This is a genomic window from Burkholderia sp. Bp9143 (assembly GCF_003853645.1).
GTDB lineage: Bacteria > Pseudomonadota > Gammaproteobacteria > Burkholderiales > Burkholderiaceae > Burkholderia.
This window is the reverse complement of sequence record NZ_QTPO01000001.1, coordinates 46571-66713: the sequence shown is the minus strand read 5'-3', so window position 1 is coordinate 66713 and position 20143 is coordinate 46571. Positions and strand designations below refer to the sequence as shown.

Here is a 20143-nt window from a genome sequence, read left to right as displayed (position 1 = left end):
ACAATCCCCTCACAAACGCGAACAAGAACGCTTCTCATTTAAAAATAAATTACATAGAATGCCGCTTGAAAACAAATCGTAATAATTCCCGGCGGCATGCACATTTCCGTAGCGCGTCGTTCCCGGGGCCACACTGCGAGGTCGAAGCGCACCATGAAGTCCCGTCCTGAAGAGCAGAAGCTCGGCAAATTCACCACCCTGTGCAGCGTGCTCGCCGCGAGCCCTGCGTTCGCCGACGGCACGCCGCCGCCCGCCCCGGTCAGCAACGAAGGCCACCTCGCGCCGATCGAGGTCCAGGGCAAGACCGAGCACAGCTACAAGGCGGACTTTTCCGCATCCATGAAATTCACCGCGCCGCTCGTCGACACGCCGAAGTCGGTGACCGTGATCCCGCAGGAGCTGATCCGGAACAGCGGTGCGGCAACGCTGACCGAAGCGCTGCGCACGGTGCCCGGCATCACCTTCGGTGCCGGCGAAGGCGGCAACCCGCTTGGCGATCGTCCGTTCATCCGCGGCTACGACACGCAGGGCAGCATGTTCGTCGACGGGATGCGCGACACGGGCGCGACCACGCGCGAGATCTTCAACACCGAGCGCGTCGAGATCACCAAGGGCTCCGACGGCGCATACGGCGGCCGCGGCGGCGCGGGCGGCAGCATCAACCTGATCACGAAGGCGCCGCACCTCGGCACGACGGCCGCCGCGAGCGCAGGTTTCGGCACCGACCGCTATCGCCGCTTCACCGCCGACGGCAACTGGCAGTTCGCCGATCACGCGGCGTTCCGCCTGAACCTGATGAGCCACAACAATGACGTCGCCGGCCGCGACGCCGTCAACAACGAGCGCTGGGGCGTCGCGCCGTCGATCGCGTTCGGCCTCGGCACGCCGACGCGCGTGACCGCGAGCTACTACCACCTGTCGACCGACGACATGCCCGACGGCGGCATTCCGTACTTCTACACGACGTCGAACAAGCCCGCGAACGTCGACACGATTTATCCGGCGCCCGTCGACCGCCACAACTTCTACGGGCTGATCGACCGCGACTTCCGCAAGACCACGTCGGACATCAGCACGATCAGGATCGAGCACGACATCACGCCGGGCCTGACGGTGCGCAACACCACGCGCTACACGGAATCGACGCAGGACTACATCTGGACGCAGCCCGACGACAGCCAGGGCAACGTGGTCAACGGCAAGGTCTGGCGCCGCAACAACAACCGCAACAGCTCGATCAACAGCCTCGCGAACCTGACCGAGCTGTTCGGCGAATTCCGCACCGGCCCGTTCAAGCACAGCTTCACGACCGGCATCGAGCTCTCGCGCGAGTGGGGCAAGCGCGATTCGTACACGGTCGCGACCGACAAGGGCACGATCTGTCAGAAAGGCATCGGCGCGCCGTCCGGCTACAACTGCACGAGCCTGTGGTCGCCGAACCCGAACGATCCGTGGGCCGGTTCCGTCACACGCAACAACGACTATGCGCATGCGCGCACCACGACCAAGTCGATCTACGGCTTCGACACGATCGAGCTCACGCCGCGCTGGCAGATCAACGCCGGCGTGCGCGTCGACGATTACTCGACCCGCTTCACCGACACCAGGGCCAACGGCGGCAAGACCTACACGCGCGACGACACACTCTTCAACTGGCAGCTCGGCGCCGTGTTCAAGCCTGCGCAGAACGGCAGCATCTATGCGTCGTACGCGACGTCGTCGACGCCGGCCGGCATGCTGCTCGGCGAAGGCGACGAATCGGGCAGCGCGCTGAAGCCCGGCCGCGGCGGCGTCGGCCCGAACGCCGATCAGATGGCGCCCGAGAAGAACCGCAGCATCGAGCTCGGCACGAAGTGGAACGTGCTGCACGACAAGCTGTCGCTGACCGCCGCACTGTTCCAGATCGACACGACGAATGCGCGCGTGACGCTGCCGAACAACCAGTACGCGATGGTCGGCAACAAGCGCGTGCAGGGTCTCGAGCTCGGTGTCGCCGGGCAGATCACGAAGCAGTGGCAGGTATTCGGCGGCTATACGTACATGAAGAGCGCGCTGCGCGACAACGGCAAGGACAGCGCGAACAACGGCAACCGCTTCCCGAACACGCCGAAGCACAGCCTGACGATGTGGTCGAACTACGACGTCACGCCGAAATTCACCGTCGGCGGCGGCGCGTTCTACATGTCGGAAGTGTTCGGCGATCCCGCGAACCTGCGCGCGGTGCCGTCGTACTGGCGCTTCGACGCGATGGCGCAATACCGGATCAACAAGAAGCTCGACCTGCAGCTGAACGTGAACAACCTGTTCAACCGCACGTACTTCGATCAGGCGTATCCGGCGCACTACGCGTCGATCGCGCCGGGCCGCTCGGCGTTCGTCACGCTGAACGCGCGCTACTGATCGATGGAGACCGTCTCGCTGAAGGCGCTCGCGTCGGTGTCGCCGCGCGCGTTCGCCGACATCCTGGCCGGGCCGCCCGAGCGTGCCGCCGCATGGGTCGCGGCGGCCGCCGATAACGGGATCGTCGACGCGCAGGCCGTCTACGGCCAGTACCTGCTCGACGGGCACGGCGTCGCGCGCGATCCGGCTGCCGCATTCGGCTGGTTCCGGCATGCGGCGCGGGCCGGTCACCCGATGGCGATGAACATGCTCGGCCGCTGCTACGAGTTCGGTTGGGGCACGGCCGCGTGCGCGCCGGTGGCCGTGTACTGGTACCGGCTCGCCGCGCAGGCAGGGCTCGACTGGGGCATGTACAACTACGCGACGGCGCTCGCGCTCGGCAACGGCGTCGACGAGGATCGCGCCGCCGCGCTCGACTGGTTTCGCCGCGCCGCCGCGCTCGGCCATGCGAAGTCGATCAACCTGATCGGCGGCTTCTACGAGGACGGCTGGGTCGTGGACGTCGATGCCGACGCCGCGTTCGACCACTATCGCCGCGCCGCCGAGGCCGGCGATTTTCGCGGCCAGTTCAACTATGCGCGGCTGCTCGCGGAGCGCGGGCGCATCGACGATGCACTCGCCTGGCTCGCGCGCGTGCCGGCCACCGCTACCCCCGCGTTCGTCGCGAAGATGCGCGCGTATCTCGCGTCGTCGCCACTCGCCGCGTTGCGCGCGGCGGCGATGCGGTTGCCGTCTCACGGCATGGAATTCGAATCATGATGCTTCATATCCCCGGCGTGTTGACCAAGGCGCAGGTCGCGCAATGCCGCGAGATGCTCGATGCCGCCGACTGGGTCGACGGCAACGCGACGTCCGGCGCGCAGTCGGCGCTCGCGAAACGCAACCGGCAGTTGCCGGAAGGCTCGCCGGTCGCGCGTGCGGTCGGCGATGCGATCCAGGATGCGCTGGCCCGACATGCGCTGTTCTTTTCGGCGGCGCTGCCGTTGAAGGTGTTCCCGCCTCTGTTCAATCGCTACGAAGGCGGCGAGACGTTCGGCACGCATGTCGACAACGCGATCCGGCTGCTGCGCGGCACGGATTTTCGCGTGCGCAGCGACCTGTCGGCGACGCTGTTTCTCGAGGAACCGGATGCGTACGACGGCGGCGAGCTGTGCGTGGATGATACGTACGGCTCGCATCGCGCGAAGCTGCCGGCCGGCGATCTCGTGCTGTATCCGGCGTCGAGCCTGCATCGGGTGACGCCCGTCACGCGCGGGGAGCGCGTCGCGTCGTTCTTCTGGATCCAGAGCATGGTGCGCGACGACGGCGACCGCACGCTGCTGTTTCAGCTCGATACGCAGATTCAGGCGTTGTCGGCGGAAAAAGGCGCGAAGGATCCGATGGTCATTTCACTGACGGGGATTTATCACAACCTGTTGAGGAAGTGGGCGGATGCGTAGGGTGAACCGATAACGCCTCACCCGTGCGGAACAACATCGGCCGAGGGCGGCGCCCCGTCGCTTGCATCGGATCGCCACGCGCGTCTAAAATGACCATCGTCAAATGACCATGCTCATATCATGATGCCGCACGCTCCCGTATCGAAATCCGAATTCAAGGCTCGCGCACTCGAATACTTCCGGCTCGTCGAGGCTTCGGGCGAAAGCCTCATCGTCACCGATCACGGCAAGCCGACGCTCGAGATTCGGCCGTACCGCGCACGCGAGGCTCAGCCGTTGGACATATTGCGCGGCTCGGTCATGCGCTACGACAATCCTCTCGATCCGATTGCGGAAGATGATTGGGAGGCGTCACGGTGATCGTGCTGGATACGCATGCATTGGTGTGGTGGGTGGCGGGCGATCCTTCGCTCAGCAAGAAGGCTCGCGGCGCGATCGATCGCGCGCGCGGCGAAGGGACGCTCGCTGCTTCCGCGATCTCGGCATGGGAAATCGCGATGCTGGTGCGCAACGAGCGCCTCGCGCTGACGATGGACGTCGATGCGTGGCTAGCGACGGTTGCGCAGATCGACGGCATGCGCTTCGTGCCCGTCGATGCCGACATCGCCGCGAAGTCCACCGCGCTGCCCGGCACGTTCCACAAGGATCCGGCCGACCGCATGATCGTCGCCACCGCACGGCGCCTCGGTGCGCCGCTCGTCACCCGCGACGAAAAGATTCGCGCATACGAGCATGTCAGGACGCTCTGGTAAGCCGCATGCCGCCGGGCAGGCGAAGCCGATGCAATGCTTCCGCCCGGCGACTCGCATACCGGCGATTCATCTAATCAAATCACCTTCGACGAGCCACACCGGCGACACGACACTCATCGGCATCAGCGTGACGAATTACCCGCCGGAATCGTGGCATTGGCCGCTCGGCGGCCGAGATTGACCCGGGATGCCGAGTGAATCGCACGCCATCTCCGGCCCTGTCGAGAAAACCATGCTCAACGAACCCGTTCGCCGACATTCTTTCCGACGGTAGCGAGCACGCGTCGGTAACATCCGCACTTGCCGATCCATGCCCGCTCCCGCACAATCGGGCCACCTGCCTCCCTCCCCCCGCGCCGATGTCCTATGCGTCACTCGCCACCGGCGTCCTGCTCGCCGGCGGTCTCGGTCAACGCTTCGACCCAAGCGGTCTGCACAGCAAGCTGCTCGCGCTGCTTCCCGACGGCACGCCGGTCGCAGTCGCGGCCGCCCGTCATCTCGCGGCGGCCACGGCCGACGTGATCGCCGTCGTACGCCCCGGCGCCGAAAAACTCGCGATTCTGCTGAACGAAGCCGGCTGTCAGGTCGTCTATGCGCCCGACGCGACGCGCGGCATGGGTGCCAGCCTTGCAGCCGGTGTCCGCACCACGCCGGAAGCGACCGGCTGGCTGGTCGCGCTCGGCGACATGCCGTGGATCGCGGCGTCCACCTACGAAGCGGTCACACGCGCCCTCGATGCCGAAGACGCATCGATCGTCGCCCCCATGCATCGCGGCATGCGCGGCCATCCGGTCGGCTTCGCCGCGCACCACTTCGATGCGCTCGCCGCGCTCGACGGCGATGCCGGCGCCCGCGCGCTGTTCGCCAGCGCACCGGTGAACCTGCTCGACGTCAACGATCCCGGCATCCTGCGCGACGTCGATACGCCCGCCGATCTACGCTGACATCGGAGCGCGCCGGCCGCATCGCGCATCGCGGATGCGTGCCGTCGCGCGATCGGGCGCGATCCGTGCAGAGGCTTGCATGCCGCCGGCAATCCGCGTGCCGCCGCGAGAATCCCGCTGCAAACCCCCGCCCGATTGCCTATAACGGAGACGAGGCGCGCCCGCCGCGCCACCGCCGTCACGCATTGCGCGAGTTCCCCATGGACCACACGACCCCGATGCCCGAGCCCCCGGCCGACCCGAACCGCGATCCGGAAGACGATCCACTGTCGCCTCCGCCGCCGGGGCATCCTCACGACAATCCGCAGCAACCCAACGGGCCACCGAGCAAGGATCCCGTCTAGCCGTGCATCGGTACACGTCGGATTTTCCCGCGCGCGCTCCGAACGGTTCACGAAACCACGCGCCGGACGCTGCTGCCCCTACACCGCCGCGCCTTCCCGCGCCACACGCACCTCGTACGTCTTCAGGTGGTTGTACGCGATCCGCAACAGCGACAGCGCATCCGCCGCCTGCGGGTCGCGGCGCGCGAGCAGGTCGCCGATCACGTGATCGGCTTCGACCCGTGCGCGGTTCTCGACGTCGCGCAGCATCGACGCGGTCAGCGGCGACGGCGTCAGCACCATCCGCCGCATCCGCTCGACCGCGGCGGGCTCGGGCCGGTAACCGTTGTGGGCGGCGATCGCGCTGCACTCGTCGAGCATCGTCTCGAGCAGGCGTCGGCCGTCCGGCGCGGCAAGAATCTCGCCGATCGAACCGCGAAACAGCGACGTGCTCGCCGCGAGCGTCGCGAGGAACACCCACTTGTCCCACATCCGCGCGGCGATGTCGTCGCTGAGCGTCGCATCGAAGCCCGCGCCGCCGAGCACGTCGGCCACCGCGCGCACGCGTGCCGATTCGCCGCCGGCGAGTTCGCCGAACGACAGCCCGTGCGTGTCGTTCAGGTGCACGATCCGCTGCTCGCGATCGAGCGTCGCCGCGATCACGCACAGGCCGCCCAGCACCTGCGCGGCACCGAACCGGTCGCGCAGCACGTCGAGATGGCGCATCCCGTTGAGCATCGGCAGGATCAGCGTCGACGGCCCGACGAATGGCGCGAACGACGCGATCGCATCGTCGAGGCTGTAGGCCTTGCAGCTCAGCAGCACGAGGTCGAACGGCGCGGCCGTATCGCTCGCGCGCAGCGTCTGCACGTTCGCGAGCGTCAGGTCGCCGCGCGGGCTGCGGATCAGGAGCCCGTCGCGCGCGAGCGCGGCCGCGCGGCCGTCGCGCACCAGGAACGTCACGTCGCGCCCCGCCGCCGCGAGCCGGCCGCCGAAGTATCCGCCGACCGCGCCGGCCCCCACCACCAGAATTCGCATCGTTGCCTCCTTTCAGGTTCGTTCGACGTCGCCGCCCCGCGCCCGACCGTCCGGGCACGACGCGCCATCGCCATCGCCATCGCCATCGCCATCGCCATCGCCATCGCCATCGCCATCGCCATCGCCATCGCCATCGCCATCGCCCGACAGTATAGCGATGCCGAATATGTATATGCATAGATTCCCGTACCGCGCCCGATGGTGTCGGGCTGCGGCCGTTTCTAAGGGATTTCCCGTCTACGCCAACGTGCGTTGCGAGCCGTCAAAGAGTTATCCCGTCACGCCGTTCCGGCGCGCTTGTTCGACCGACCGACCTCACTACCCATGCGCACCCTTTCCCTGAACCAGAAACTCGCCTCGATGATCGTCATTCTGTGGCTTGGCCTGCTCGTGATCGCCGGCATCGGCGCGTGGCAAACGCACGCGTCGATGATCACCGACCGCCGCGACCAGCTGGCTTCGCTGGTCGCGCAGGCGACGAACGTCGCCGACCACTACTACAAGCTGTCGCAACAGAACGCATTGCCGGAAGCCGACGCGAAGCAGAAGGCGCTCGAGTCGATCGCCGCGATGCGCTACGGCACCGACGGCTACATCTCGATCAACGACTCGAAGCCGGCGATCGTGATGCATCCGATCAAGACCGAACTCAACGGCAAGGACATGTCGAATTTCACGGACCCGAACGGCAAGCATCTGTTCGTCGAGATCGTGAAGGCCGGCAACGGGGAAGGCGGCAAGGGCTTCGTCGAGTATCTGTGGCCGAAGCCGGGCGCCGACAAGCCGCAGGACAAGACCAGCGCGGTGCAGCACTTCGCGCCGTGGGACTGGTATCTGGTGACGGGCATGTACATGAACGACGTGCGTTCGGCCGTGCTCGCGAGCGTCGGCCGCTGGCTCGCGATGACGGCCGTGCTCGGCGCGATCGCGACCGCCGTGATGGTGCTCGTGCTGAAAAGCGTGCGCGCGAACCTCGGCGGCGAACTCGAAGTGGCGCTCGACGCCGCGCAGCGCATCGCGCAGGGCGACCTGACCGCACGCGTGAACGTGAAGCATGACGACCGCGGCAGCCTGCTGCATGCACTGCATACGATGCAGAGCGGGTTGATCGACATGGTGTCGCGCGTGCGGATGGGCACGGAGAACATCAACGTCGGCGCGGGCGAGATCGCGTCAGGCAACACCGACCTGTCGCAGCGCACCGAGGAACAGGCGGCCGCGCTCGTGCAGACCGCGTCGAGCATGGACCAGATGACCGCGAACGTGAAGCAGAACGCGGACAGCGCCGCCCAGGCCGCGACGCTCGCCGGCCAGGCCGCGCAGGTCGCGACGCGCGGCAGCGAGGTGGTCGACGATGTCGTGCGCACGATGAACGAGATCACCGACCGCTCGCACAAGATCGGCGACATCATCGGCGTGATCGACGGGATCGCGTTCCAGACCAACATCCTCGCGCTGAACGCGGCCGTCGAAGCGGCGCGCGCGGGCGAACAGGGCCGCGGCTTCGCGGTGGTCGCGGCCGAGGTGCGCTCGCTCGCGCAACGCTCGGCGACGGCCGCGAAGGAGATCAAGTCGCTGATCGTGTCGTCGAACGAAACCGTCGAGCACGGCGCGACGCTCGTCACGCGCGCGGGCGAGACGATGGCCGAGATCGTGCAGTCGGTGCGGCGCGTGAACGAGATCCTCGACGAGATCAGCCATGCGTCGCGCGAACAGAGTGCGGGGATCGAGCAGGTCAACCGTGCGGTGGGCGAGATGGACCAGGTCACGCAGCAGAACGCGGCACTCGTCGAGGAAGCCGCGGCCGCCGCGCATTCGCTGCGCGACCAGGCCGAAGCGCTGCGCGACGCGGTCACGCGGTTCGCGTTGCCGGCCTGACGTCGCCTCATCCGTCGGAATCCCGCGGAATCCGACGAATTCCGACGGATTCCGCCTGACGGGCCGGCAACGCGCGGTGCCGGCTCCGCGTCTCTTCCGCGTCTCTTCCGCGTCTACCCCGCGTCTACCCCGCGCCGCCCGGCCGGCCCACGGCCTTGGCACCACCGAACCCCATCCCGGCCGCCCGCTGGATCAGCTCGATGTCGTTGGTCACGCCGAGTTTCTTCATCGCGCTGATCTTCTGCGCACTGACCGTCTGCTTGCCCTTGTTCAATCGCTGCGCGATCGTCTTGATCGGCACGCCGGCCAGATAAAGGCGTATCACCTCGATCTCGCGCGTCGACAGTTTCACCGGCGGCTGGTCGTGTTCGGCGAGCGCATCGAGCGCGCGCCGGACGAGCGGCGACAGATAGCGCCCGCCGCTGTAACTCGAATGGATCGCGGTGACGATATGGCCGACTTCGTCGAACTTGCTGACGAGGCTCGCGCCGCCTTGCGCGAGGATCGAGCGGAAGATCACCGGATTCTCGTTCCCGACCAGCGCGACGATCCCGACGTTCGGGCGCGTGCGGCGCAGCCAGTCGAACAGCGCGAGGCCGTCCATCTGCACGTCGCCGCGGATCGCATAGTCGACCAGCACGATGTCGCACTCGAGGCTGCCAAGCGCCTCGACCAGTTCCCCCGGAGTCCGGGAGACGCCAACGAGATCGATCGCGCACGCGTCGCCGGCAATGTGTTCCATGCCCGCGAGCGTCAGCGGCCAGTCGTACGCGAAAACAGTGCGAATACTGAATTTCCCCATGCGCAGTTCCAGAAGGTTCGCCGGGCCGCGCGACACGGAATGCGTGCGCGGCCGGATCGGCGTTGAATCGACGTTCGGGATATTTTTATCCCGACCGTTATTCTAGGAAGCGGCGCACGACCGGGATATCGGACGGCGTATAGATTGGCCTGCTGGAACGTAATACGAGTTTGATATTTGCGCCGATTCGACCGTTCGGTGGCATCCGGAATCGGCCGGACGGCCAACGTTGCGGGTGGCGCGGGCAGCACGGACGGCCCGCGGGGTAAAATTGCGGCCTTTGCATGCCATTCCGGGCATACGGGCACCCGGCGACCGGCCAGGGGCAGCGCGCCGTTCCCGGCCGCGCGCCCCGCCCGTTCGCCGGCGGCCCGTACTCCCCGCTTCCTCCATGACCGAATCCGATCTGCAATCCGACGACACCACCATCCGCGAAGACGGCCTCTGGCGCGACAACGGCTGGACGGCCCGCATCATCAAGAACGAAGACGACGACGGCTGGGCCGTCGAGATGATCAAGGACGGCGAAGCCGAGCCCGCGCTCGTCGGCCCGTGGACGATGGGTCGCGACAAGAAGAACCCGAAGCCGATGGACGCGAACGCGTTCCGCACGCTGGTGAAGACCGCGACCGAGGTGCTGATGCGTCACGAGCAGCAGCGCCGCGCGATGCTGCACAAGGAAGTGACGGTGCAGGACGGCGACGGGCAGGATGTGTCGGTCACGCTCGACATCGTGCCGGACGAGTTCGAGCCGTATGCGCAGCTGAAGGCGTTCGACCCGTACGGCGACCTGCTGGCCGACGCGAAGGTGTCCGCCGGGTTCAAGCTCAACAAGGCCAGCGCCGCACGCTGGGTCGAATCGGGCTTCGAACGGCCGGCCTGACGCGGCCCACCGCGGCCGCGCGGGTGCAACCGGCGTCAGTCATGCAGTCCATGCGCGGTCATCAGGCGGTATAGCGTCGCGCGCGAAATCCCGAGCTCCGCCGCGGCGTTGGCATGCTGGCGCCGATGCCGCAACAGCGTTTCCTCGATCGTGCGCCGCTCGGCCCGCCGGCGCGATTCCGCGAGCGTCGGCGGCCGGTGCAACGTGTACTGGTCCAATTCGAGGTCGGCGGCCGAGATCAGCGGGCCGTTCGCCATGACGACCGCGAAACGGATCCGGTTGATCAGCTCGCGCACGTTGCCGGGCCACGCATGGTTGTGGATCGCCTCGATCGCGCACGGCATGAAGCCGCGAATCCGCTGCGAACTGTCGCCGCGATAGCGCTGCAACATATGCTCGGCGAGCAGCATGATGTCGCGGCCGCGCGCGCGCAGCGGCGGCTCGTCGATGCGCAGCACGCACAGCCGGTAGTACAGGTCCGGGCGGAACCGCCCCGCCTGCATCGCGGACTCGAGATCGACGTGAGTCGCGGACACGATCCGCACGTCCACCGGAATCGACGTGTGCCCGCCGAGCCGCTCGATCGTGCCCTCCTGCAGGAACCGCAGCAGGCTCGCCTGGCTCTCGAACGGCATGTCGCCGATTTCGTCGAGAAACAGCGTGCCGCCGTGCGCGGACTCGATGCGGCCGATCTTGCGCTGATGCGCGCCGGTGAACGCGCCGCGCTCATGACCGAACAGTTCGGCCTGCAGCAGCGTCGACGGAATCGCCGCGCAATTCACGACGACGAACGGCGCGTCGGCGCGCGACGAATGCTGGTGGATCGCCGCCGCGGTCAACTCCTTGCCGGTGCCGGATTCGCCGGCGATGAACACGGCGGCCTCGGTGTCCGCGACCTTGCGGATCGTCGCGAACAGGCGACGCATCGCGTCGCACGCGCCGATCATCACGCCGCCGGGCGGCGCGGCATCGACGGCCGGATCGCTTTCCGCCAGTTTCAGCATCCCGTACGCATGGCCGACAAGATAACCGATCGTCGTGTAGGCCATCGCATTGCACATGTAGTCGAAGCAGCACCGGCGGATCAGGTGCGCGATGGTGGCGTCGCGCAGCCGCTCGCTGTCGGCGAGCGCGACCCAGCCGATCCGCGGATCGCGCAGCAGCGCCTCGAACAACGCGACGTCGGGCGACGCGAAGTCGTCAAAATCGACGATGCCCGCATGCAGGCGGTTCGTCTTCACGAGATTGAGTGCGTCCGCAACGGATTTCGCGCGCCGCACATCCCAGCCGCGCGACGCGAGACAGTCGACGAGACCGGCGTCGGGATGCTGCGACAGGTATACGAGCGGGCGCGACAGCACGGCATGGTGACGCCGGACCGCGACGAACGGCGGCGTGCATGCGGCGCGTTCGCCGTCCTGCGGGTCTGACAGACTGATGGAGCAGCAATGGTTCACGATGGCCTCGTCGCGCAGGGTTGTCCGTGCAGGAAAGTTTCCTTGTCTGCCGAACACGACGCGATGCGTACCGATCTGCGGTTCGACGAACACCGCCGTCATCGGCACGCATGCATGCTGTGTTGTCGGGACGAATAGCCAGGCCGATCCGGATGCCCCCGACTGGCTTATGGCGAGTTGGCCAACCCGTATCCTGATCGCGTCACGTCGACCGCTCGCCGGTACGTCCATTGACGCAAGCGGCATGCCACGCGTTATTCCGCCGACGGCGGCGCGCCGCCGGCCGCGGCGATGCTCCATCAGATCGCGAGGGCCGGCATGTTTCGTTTCACGAATGTATCGCGACAACGGGCGTCGCCGTCCGACGATCGAATGACACGAAGCAACGCCGGAGGAATCGGCCCGCGCCGGCGGAATCGAAGCGCAATTGATTCAACCGTGAAACCGTCGACGGAATCACGCTGCGATCGACGGTTCGGGCGCGTGGCCAGAAGGAGTCAATCCGGATGCGGCCGACGCGCGTCACGGCGACATGACCCATCCCGCCGCTACGTGCCGAGCAGTTCCTTCTTGCGCAGATGCACGACATCGCGCATCGGCGGCGCGCCGAACAGCCGGCTGTATTCGCGGCTGAACTGCGACGCGCTTTCGTAGCCGACGGTCGCGGCCACCGACCCGACGTCGCCGCCCTGCCGCAACAGCAACCGCCGCGCCTCGTGCAGCCGCAGCTGCTTCTGGTACTGCAACGGGCTCAGCGTGGTCACGTGCTTGAAGTGATGGTGCAGCGACGACACGCTCATGTTGACCGCCTGTGCGAGCGTGTCGACGCGCATCGGCTCCGCATAGTGATCGCGGATCCATTCGATCGCGCGTGCGATCCGGTGCGTCTGGCTGCTCGCGACGGCCATGTGCCGCAGCCGCGCGCCCTGCCCGCTCGTCATCAGCCGGTACAGCAGTTCCTTTTCGATCAGCGGCGCGACCACCGGAATGTCGGCCGGCGTATCGAGCAGCCGCAACAGCCGCAGCGCGGCATCGAGCAGCGGCGGCGTCAACTCGGCGAGCGCGATGCCCTCGCCTTCCGGGCCCGCATCGTGCTCGGGCAGCCGCATCTCGGCCGCGAGTTCGACGATGCGCTGCAGATCGAGGGTGAGCGACAGGCACAGGTAAGGCGCGTCGGGCGACGCCTGCGTGACGCGCGAGAGGATCGGCAAGTCGATCGACGTAATCAGGCAATTCCGCGTGTCGTATTCGTAAGCCTGGCCGGCCACGATCACGCGCTTCGCGCCCTGCGCGGCGATCACCAGCGCGGCGCGCGACACGCCGCAGCCGAGATCGACCGGATGCGCATGCCGGTGCAGCATCAGCGCCGGCACGGCCGTCGAGTGGGAGCCGTCCGACGGCGCGAAACGGCCGATCAGCGACGCCAGTTCGCGCCGCCCGGATTCGCGCGACGCCGCGATATCGGTCATGTCCATGACGGACTCCTCGCTTCATTTCCCTGAGTCGCGGAAGCATAGCGAATCGCTCGCCGGCGCGCCCGGGATTTGCAGGATTGTTCAATAAATTTGCAGAATTGGGTAGACGTAAAGATCGGCCGTTCGCGCACACTGCCACCTGGTCCGGCGCATGCCGGGTTTTCCCCACGGAGACAAAAAATGCCCACCACGTTTGTCCTGAACGGCAAGAGTGTCACGCTCGACGCCGATCCGTCGATGCCCGTCCTCTGGGCGATCCGCGAGCACGCGGGGCTGACCGGCACGAAGTTCGGCTGCGGCATGGCGCAGTGCGGCGCGTGCACCGTCCATCTCGAAGGCCAGGCCGTGCGCTCGTGCGTGCTGCCGCTCGCCGGCATCGCGGGCAAGCACATCACGACGATCGAAGGCCTGCAGAGCAAGCCCGCGCAGGCCGTGCAGGCCGCCTGGGTGAAGCTGCAGGTGCCGCAGTGCGGCTATTGCCAGTCCGGCCAGATCATGTCGGCCACCTCGCTGCTCGAACAGAACCCGAAGCCGACCGACGCGGACATCGACGCCGCGATGAACGGCAACCTCTGCCGCTGTGCGACCTACGCCCGCATCCGGGCCGCGATCCAAGACGCGGCCGCGACACTGGGAGCCTGACCATGACGATCGAACTCGACAACCCCGGTTCGGTGCGACCGTCGCGCCGCACGTTCCTGAAGGCCGCGGGCGCCGCGGCCGCCGTCAGCCTGACGATCGGCTTCGAATGGGCCGGCCTCGGCCGCCGCGCGCTCGCCGCGACGGCACCCGCCGCCGACTTCGCGCCGAATGCGTTCCTGCGCATCACGCCCGACGGCGCGGTCACGGTCATCGCAAAACACGTCGAAATGGGCCAGGGTGCCTATACGGGCATCGCGACGATCGTCGCCGAGGAGCTCGACGCCGACTGGTCGAGCGTGCGCGTCGAAAGCGCGCCGGCCGATGCGAAGCGCTATGCGAACCTCGCGTTCGGCACGATGCAGGGCACGGGCGGCAGCTCGGCCATGTCGAACTCGTGGCAGCAATTGCGCGAAGCGGGCGGCAAGGCCCGCGCGATGCTCGTGTCGGCCGCGGCGGCGCGCTGGAAGGTGCCGACGGGCGAACTGACCACCGCCAACGGCGTCGTCACGCATGCGAAGAGCGGCAAGACGGCCGCCTACGGCACGCTCGTCGCCGACGCGTCGAAACTGCCGGTGCCCGACCAGGTCACGCTGAAGCAGCCGGCCGACTTCAAGCTGATCGGCCATCGCATTCCGCGCGTCGACGCGTCGGCCAAGTCGAACGGCACCGCGCACTTCACGCTCGACACCACCTTCCCCGGCATGCGCGTCGCGCTGCTGCAGCGCCCGCCGCGCTTCGGCGCGACAGTCAGGTCGTTCGACGCGACGGCCGCGAAGGCCGTGCCGGGCGTCGTGTCGGTCGTGCAGGTGCCGGGCGGCGTCGCGGTCGTCGCAAACGGCTTCTGGGCCGCGAAACAGGGCCGCGACGCGCTGAAGGTCGAATGGGATGAAACGAACGCCGAAAAGCGCGGCTCGGACGAGATCATGCGCGAGTACCGGCAGCTCGCCGCGAAGCCCGGCGCGTCCGCGCGCAAGGACGGCGATGCCGACGCGGCGATCGCGGGTGCCGCGCGCAAGATCAGCGCGACCTACGAATTCCCGTATCTCGCGCACGCGCCGATGGAACCCCTCGACGCGGTCGTCAAGCTGACGGCGAACGGTTGCGAGATCTGGGCCGGCGACCAGTTCCAGACGGTCGACCAGGCCAACGCGGCCAGGGTCGCGGGCCTGAAGCCCGAGCAGGTGCGGATCCACACGCTGTACGCGGGCGGCAGCTTCGGCCGGCGCGCGAACGCGTGGTCAGACTACGTGGTCGAGGCCGTGTCGATCGCGAAGGCGCTCGGCGCGGACGGCAAGCCGGTCAAGCTGCAGTGGACGCGCGAGGACGACATCCAGGGCGGCTTCTATCGCCCGATGTATTTCCACAAGCTCGACGCGGGGCTGACCGCCGACGGCCGGCTGGTCGGCTGGCGCCACCGGATCGTCGGCCAGTCGATCCTCGCGGGCACGCCGTTCGAAGCGTTCATGGTCAAGAACGGGATCGACGCGACGTCGGTCGAGGGCGCGGCGAACCTGCCGTACGCGGTGCCGAACGTGTCGGTCGAACTCACCACCACCAAGGTCGGCCTGCCGGTGCTGTGGTGGCGCGTGGTCGGCAGCTCGCACACGGCCTACGCGGTCGAGGCGTTCATCGACGAGGCCGCGCACGCGGCGGGCAAGGATCCGTACCTGTTCCGCCGCGACCTGCTCGCGAAGGAGCCGCGGATGCGCGCGGTGCTCGAGCTGGCCGCGCAAAAGGCCGGCTGGGATCCCGCGAAGCCGCTGCCGAAAGGCCGCGGGCGCGGGATCGCGGTGGCCGAGGCGTTCAAGAGCTATGTCGCGCAGGTGGCCGAGGTGTCGGTCGACGCCGACGGAAAGGTGAAGGTCGAGCGCGTGGTGTGCGCGGTCGACTGCGGGATCGCGATCAACCCCGACATCGTCGCCGCGCAGATGGAAGGCGGCATCGGCTTCGGGCTCGGCGCGGCGCTGCACAGCGCGATCACGCTGAAGGACGGCCAGGTCGAGCAGCGCAACTTCGACGGCTATCACGTGCTGCGGATGGCGGAGATGCCGAAGGTCGAGGTGCATATCGTGCCGTCGGCGGAGGCACCGACCGGCGTCGGCGAGCCGGGCGTCGCGCCAATCGGGCCGGCGGTCGCCAACGCGATCTTCGCGGCGACCGGCAAACGGCATTACGTGCTGCCGTTCGATTCGGGCGACACGGCGAAGGCTTGACGGGCGGGTGAAACGCCGGCCGCGTGACGGGAACGTCGCGCGGCCGGTTTTTTTATTGCCTGCGTATTGTCGAAATGCCGGCGAAGCGGGTTCCGATGTAGGGTTCGAAGTCGGCAAAAATCCCCGCCAACCTCTTGATTTTGCGTGGAAACCAGTTCATTCGAGCAGGGTTCGATGTAGGGTTCGCAGTCCACCCGACACCGACCAGCCGGAAGGAATCCGCGCGTTCCCCCACGTTACGCCGCCCGTAACGTCCGTAACGTTCCCGCTTGATGCTACGTAACAATCCTTCAATATTGCTCCGACCCCTCCAAAGCCCACCCCGCATCCCGCGTTAAAAATTCTTTTAGATTCAAGGCTGGCGCGCCGCCCACCCCGCCCCCACCACCCGTCGTTTCCTGACAGCCCAGCCCTGGCCCGGAAGTTGCGGTACATGACCCGCAAACACTCCTTTACGGACATGCGAGGGCCAACATGGATTGCAAATACCTGTACATCGACAACATAAAAATCAACTTCGTGCGCCGCACGATCGAAATCGACAACACAGTCGTCGACGTCACGCCGCGTGAATTCGATGTCGTCGAATTCCTGCTCGACAACATGAACAAGATCGTGCCGCGGCAAGCGATCCAGGAAGCGGTCTGGGGCCGCGAGCTCGGCGTGTCGTCGCGTACGCTCGACACCCATATCTCGCGCATCCGTTCGAAGCTGCGGCTCGATCACGACAAGAACCTGCGGATCATCCCGATCTATGCGGTCGGCTATCGGCTGGTGCTGTTCGGCGCGGCCATGACGCACGTCGAGCGCCACGATGCGGCGCCGCTACTGCGCGCCGCACCGCACCAGGCGCTGGCCGCCGACTACGCGTAACGCGCGACGGCTCACCCGCGCGCCGCCACTGCACGGCGCGCCGCCAAGGCTCCCCCAACGCGCGGCGCGTTCGACGTGCAGCGCTCGCGGCCCGGCACGCCTGCCCCGCCGCACCACGACCGCCGCCTCCGGGCGGCGGCCGCTTTTGTGCGTGCGACGCCGCACGCGGCCACGCCACCGCGCGACAGGCTTCGTAGCTCGCCGCCGCCCGCGCGGCCGGTAGACGCGCGCGACTACGGATTCCGGCGCGGCACGCGGCCGGCACCGTCCCTACAATCGACGCAGCAGCCGCGCGCCCCCTGCGCCGCCGGCCACCACAACCCGTCGCACCAACGCCGAATCCGCCCTGATCCCGCCGTGCCTGCGCTGTCCCTGACGAATGCCGACGCCGGCGACGCCGCGAACCGGGCCCTGCCCGCCGCTGCCCCCCCGGCCGCCGCGGCGCCCGCCGTCCCGCCCCCGCCGGCCGCGGTCGCGCTCGACGCGTCGCCCTGGCTGCCGCGCCTGTCCGCGGCCGCCGCGCGCGGGCTGTCGCATGCGTACGGCGCGACGGCCGCGGTCCCGGTCACGCTCGGCGAGCACGCGTACGAGGTGCGCTGGCGCGTCGATGCCGAACCGACCGCCGACGCGCATGCCTACCGCTTCGTCATCGGCCCGGCCGCCGGCACGCTGTGGGTCGATCCGGTCGCGGAAACCGCATGGCTCGGCGACGCGGCCGACCCGGCCGTGCCGGCCGTGATCCGCGCGGCGCTGCTCGCCGACCTCGCCGCGCCGCTCGCGGCCGTGCTGCAGGCCGCGACGCGGCAGCGCGTGGAACTGCTGCCACCGCCGGCGAGCGTGCCCGCATGGCGCACCGCGCCGGCCGCGCTGCGCTTCGAGCTGCGTCGCGCCGACGGTGCATGGCGTTGCCACGGCGCGCTGCTGTTCGATGCGCCGGACGCGCTCGCCGTGTTCTTCGCGGCGCCGGCGGCCGCGCGGCCCGACACGCTTGCCGCGTATGCGAGCCTGCCGGTGCCGCTGGTATTCGAGATCGGCCGGACCGAGTTGACGATGGCCGAGCTGGCCGACGTCGTCGGCGGCGACATCATCGCGATCGAGCGCTGGCGCGCGCACGAGCAGAACCTGCTGTGCATCGCGCGGGTGCCGGCCGCGCCGGCGTGGGAGATCACCGGACGGCCGTCGGGCAACCGGCTGACCGTCGAACGAATCAGGGAGATGCCTTTGGAACCGACCCGCACCGACACCCCGCCCGCGACCGGGCACGACGCGTCGCCGGACGACGCACCGCGCTCGCTCGACGGCCTCGCGGTCGACCTGCGTTTCGAATTGCCTCCGACGTCGATCCCGCTCGGCGAACTCGGCACGCTGCAACCCGGCGCGGTGATCGAACTGCAGCAAGGCATCAACCAGAGCGTGATCCATCTCGTCGCGAACGGGATGCTGATCGGCACCGGCCACCTGATCGCGGTCGGCCAGAAGCTCGGCGTACGCGTCGTCACGCTGACGCAGCCCGCGCCGCGCGAGCGCTGAACGATGGGCAGCCTGCCGAATCCGGTCGCGCTGATCGCGGTGATCGCCGCGCTCGGCATCGCGCCGTTCGCGGCGCTGATGGTGACGAGCTATACGAAGCTCGTGGTCGTGCTCGGCCTGCTGCGCTCCGCGCTCGGGATCCAGCAGGTGCCGCCGAACCTCGTGCTGAACGGTATCGCGCTGATCCTGTCGCTGTTCATCATGGCGCCGGTCGGGATGTCGATCCGCGACGCGCTGCAGGCACGCCACTTCGACGCGTCCGGGCAGCTGTCGACCGCCGATATCGGCGCGCTCGCCGATGCCGCGCTGCCGCCGGTCAAGGATTTCCTGGTGTCGCATACGCGGCAGCGCGACCGCGAATTCTTCGTGCGCACCGCGACGTCGGTCTGGCCGAAGAATCGCGCGGACGGCATCAAGGACGACGACCTGCTCGTGCTGGTGCCGAGCTTCACGCTCGCGGAGCTGACCAAGGCGTTCCAGATCGGTTTCGTGATCTATATCGTGTTCATCGTCGTCGACCTGCTGGTCGCGAACATCCTGCTCGCGCTCGGGATGCAGATGATCTCGCCAACGACGATCTCCGTGCCGTTCAAGCTGCTGCTGTTCGTCGCGCTCGACGGCTGGTCGCTGCTCGTGCACGGGCTCGTGCTGTCGTATCGCGTGTCGGGGGCGGGATGAATGCGCCCGGCCTGCGCGGCGCCGTCGCGAGCCTGTGCGCGACGATCGCACTGGCACTGGCACTCGCATGCGCGGGCATGCAGCCGCGCAGCGCGCACGCGGCGGGCAACGCCGCAGGCTTCGCGCAGCTCGCGCGCGCCTGCGCGCCGAACGTCGATCCCGACACGCTCGCCGCGCTGGTACGCACCGAGTCCGGTTTCAATCCGTATGCGATCGGCGTGGTCGGCGGCCACCTGACGCGCCAGCCCGCGTCGCTCGACGAAGCGCGCGCGACCGCGAGCGAGCTGGCCGCGCGCGGCTTCAGCTACAGCGTCGGTCTCGCTCAGGTTAACGAACGAAATTTCACGAAATACGGCCTCGACGACACGACGATGTTCGAACCGTGCCGCAACCTGCGCGCGGGCGGCGCGATCCTGACCGACTGCTTCGCACGCTCGTCGAACACCGGCCGTCCCGCGCAGGCCGCGTTGCGCGCGGCGCTGTCGTGCTACTACAGCGGCAACTTCACGACCGGGTTCTCCAGCGGCTATGTGAGCCGCGTCGTCGCGAGCGCGCGGCGCAACGCACGCGAAGGCGGCGTCGAGCCGATTCCGGTGGTCAGCGATACGCCGCCGCCCGCGCGGCAACGGCGCATGGACGCGGCCGCGACCACGCCGCCCGAACGCGCGCACAGGCTCGCGTCGCCCGCGGCATCCGCCGACGCGCCGTCGTGCCATGCGCGCCCGGTCGTGATGATGTGCCGTGGATTGTCGGCGAGCCAGGCGAAGCGGCTGTGCGTGAGGTGTCTCGATCAGTGAGCGGCCGCACGCGGCCGGG

General features: G+C 68.1%; 18 protein-coding genes. 14 read left to right on the top strand and 4 right to left on the bottom strand.

Translation table 11 applies throughout. From position 1 onward, the window contains the following. The first annotated feature begins 153 nt into the window (after nucleotides 1–153). From DIE23_RS00330 to DIE23_RS00305, 6 genes are all read left to right on the top strand, one after another. Nucleotides 154–2400 (top strand): TonB-dependent siderophore receptor, encoded by a 2247-nt coding sequence (locus DIE23_RS00330; protein WP_124610275.1) that lies wholly within the window; start codon nucleotides 154–156, stop codon nucleotides 2398–2400. Nucleotides 2401–2403: 3 nt separating this feature from the next. Next, entirely contained in the window at nucleotides 2404–3159 is a 756-nt protein-coding gene (locus DIE23_RS00325) for a tetratricopeptide repeat protein (RefSeq protein ID WP_124610274.1), read from the top strand. Continuing rightward, on the top strand, nucleotides 3156–3839 hold the full coding sequence (locus tag DIE23_RS00320; RefSeq protein WP_124610273.1) for a Fe2+-dependent dioxygenase: 684 nt from the start codon (nucleotides 3156–3158) through the stop codon (nucleotides 3837–3839). The genes DIE23_RS00325 and DIE23_RS00320 overlap by 4 nt, the downstream gene beginning before the upstream one ends. A gap of 120 nt (nucleotides 3840–3959) precedes the next feature. Further along, nucleotides 3960–4199, top strand: a complete 240-nt coding sequence (locus DIE23_RS00315; RefSeq protein ID WP_010089452.1) for a type II toxin-antitoxin system Phd/YefM family antitoxin — start codon at nucleotides 3960–3962, stop codon at nucleotides 4197–4199. Continuing rightward, nucleotides 4196–4591: a type II toxin-antitoxin system VapC family toxin gene (locus DIE23_RS00310; RefSeq protein WP_124610469.1), complete on the top strand. Its 396-nt coding sequence runs from the start codon at nucleotides 4196–4198 to the stop codon at nucleotides 4589–4591. The genes DIE23_RS00315 and DIE23_RS00310 overlap by 4 nt, the downstream gene beginning before the upstream one ends. 359 nt (nucleotides 4592–4950) lie before the next feature. Beyond that, nucleotides 4951–5535, top strand: a complete 585-nt coding sequence (locus DIE23_RS00305; protein WP_124610468.1) for an NTP transferase domain-containing protein — start codon at nucleotides 4951–4953, stop codon at nucleotides 5533–5535. 422 nt (nucleotides 5536–5957) lie between these two features. Here DIE23_RS00305 and panE read toward each other — a convergent pair whose 3' ends face one another. Further along, entirely contained in the window at nucleotides 5958–6896 is a 939-nt protein-coding gene (gene panE / locus DIE23_RS00300) for a 2-dehydropantoate 2-reductase (RefSeq protein WP_124610272.1), read from the bottom strand. Nucleotides 6897–7220: 324 nt separating this feature from the next. Here panE and DIE23_RS00295 point away from each other — a divergent pair, with 324 nt between their 5' ends. Continuing rightward, on the top strand, nucleotides 7221–8774 hold the full coding sequence (locus DIE23_RS00295) for a methyl-accepting chemotaxis protein (protein ID WP_124610271.1): 1554 nt from the start codon (nucleotides 7221–7223) through the stop codon (nucleotides 8772–8774). Between the two features lie 124 nt (nucleotides 8775–8898). Here the strand turns inward: DIE23_RS00295 and DIE23_RS00290 are convergent, their stop codons facing one another. Then, nucleotides 8899–9576, bottom strand: coding sequence for a response regulator transcription factor (locus DIE23_RS00290; RefSeq protein ID WP_124610270.1), 678 nt, complete (start codon nucleotides 9574–9576; stop codon nucleotides 8899–8901). Between the two features lie 391 nt (nucleotides 9577–9967). On the opposite strand from DIE23_RS00290, the gene DIE23_RS00280 reads away from it, so the two are divergent. Next, nucleotides 9968–10459, top strand: coding sequence for a hypothetical protein (locus DIE23_RS00280; protein WP_124610269.1), 492 nt, complete (start codon nucleotides 9968–9970; stop codon nucleotides 10457–10459). 35 nt (nucleotides 10460–10494) lie between these two features. Here the strand turns inward: DIE23_RS00280 and DIE23_RS00275 are convergent, their stop codons facing one another. Further along, complete coding sequence (locus tag DIE23_RS00275) at nucleotides 10495–11916, bottom strand: sigma-54 dependent transcriptional regulator (RefSeq protein WP_260435906.1); 1422 nt, start codon at nucleotides 11914–11916, stop codon at nucleotides 10495–10497. Between the two features lie 548 nt (nucleotides 11917–12464). Further along, on the bottom strand, nucleotides 12465–13391 hold the full coding sequence (locus DIE23_RS00265) for an AraC family transcriptional regulator (protein ID WP_124610267.1): 927 nt from the start codon (nucleotides 13389–13391) through the stop codon (nucleotides 12465–12467). A 180-nt stretch (nucleotides 13392–13571) separates the two neighbouring features. Between DIE23_RS00265 and DIE23_RS00260 the strand changes: the two genes are divergently transcribed. From DIE23_RS00260 to DIE23_RS00235, 6 genes are all read left to right on the top strand, one after another. Continuing rightward, entirely contained in the window at nucleotides 13572–14033 is a 462-nt protein-coding gene (locus DIE23_RS00260) for a (2Fe-2S)-binding protein (RefSeq protein WP_124610266.1), read from the top strand. 2 nt (nucleotides 14034–14035) lie between these two features. Next, nucleotides 14036–16246, top strand: a complete 2211-nt coding sequence (locus DIE23_RS00255; RefSeq protein WP_124610265.1) for a xanthine dehydrogenase family protein molybdopterin-binding subunit — start codon at nucleotides 14036–14038, stop codon at nucleotides 16244–16246. Between the two features lie 474 nt (nucleotides 16247–16720). After that, nucleotides 16721–17119, top strand: a complete 399-nt coding sequence (locus tag DIE23_RS00250) for a winged helix-turn-helix domain-containing protein (RefSeq protein ID WP_124610264.1) — start codon at nucleotides 16721–16723, stop codon at nucleotides 17117–17119. A gap of 357 nt (nucleotides 17120–17476) precedes the next feature. After that, nucleotides 17477–18649, top strand: coding sequence for a type III secretion system cytoplasmic ring protein SctQ (sctQ, locus tag DIE23_RS00245; RefSeq protein ID WP_124610263.1), 1173 nt, complete (start codon nucleotides 17477–17479; stop codon nucleotides 18647–18649). Nucleotides 18650–18652: 3 nt separating this feature from the next. Further along, the gene (sctR, locus tag DIE23_RS00240; protein ID WP_124485378.1) at nucleotides 18653–19327 is read left to right on the top strand and encodes a type III secretion system export apparatus subunit SctR; all 675 of its coding nucleotides are present in this window, start codon (nucleotides 18653–18655) and stop codon (nucleotides 19325–19327) included. Then, nucleotides 19324–20124 carry a lytic transglycosylase domain-containing protein gene (locus DIE23_RS00235; protein WP_124610262.1) on the top strand — a complete coding sequence of 267 codons (801 nt, stop codon included), beginning with the start codon at nucleotides 19324–19326 and terminating at the stop codon, nucleotides 20122–20124. Before sctR ends, DIE23_RS00235 begins: the two co-directional genes overlap by 4 nt. Nucleotides 20125–20143: the final 19 nt, after the last annotated feature.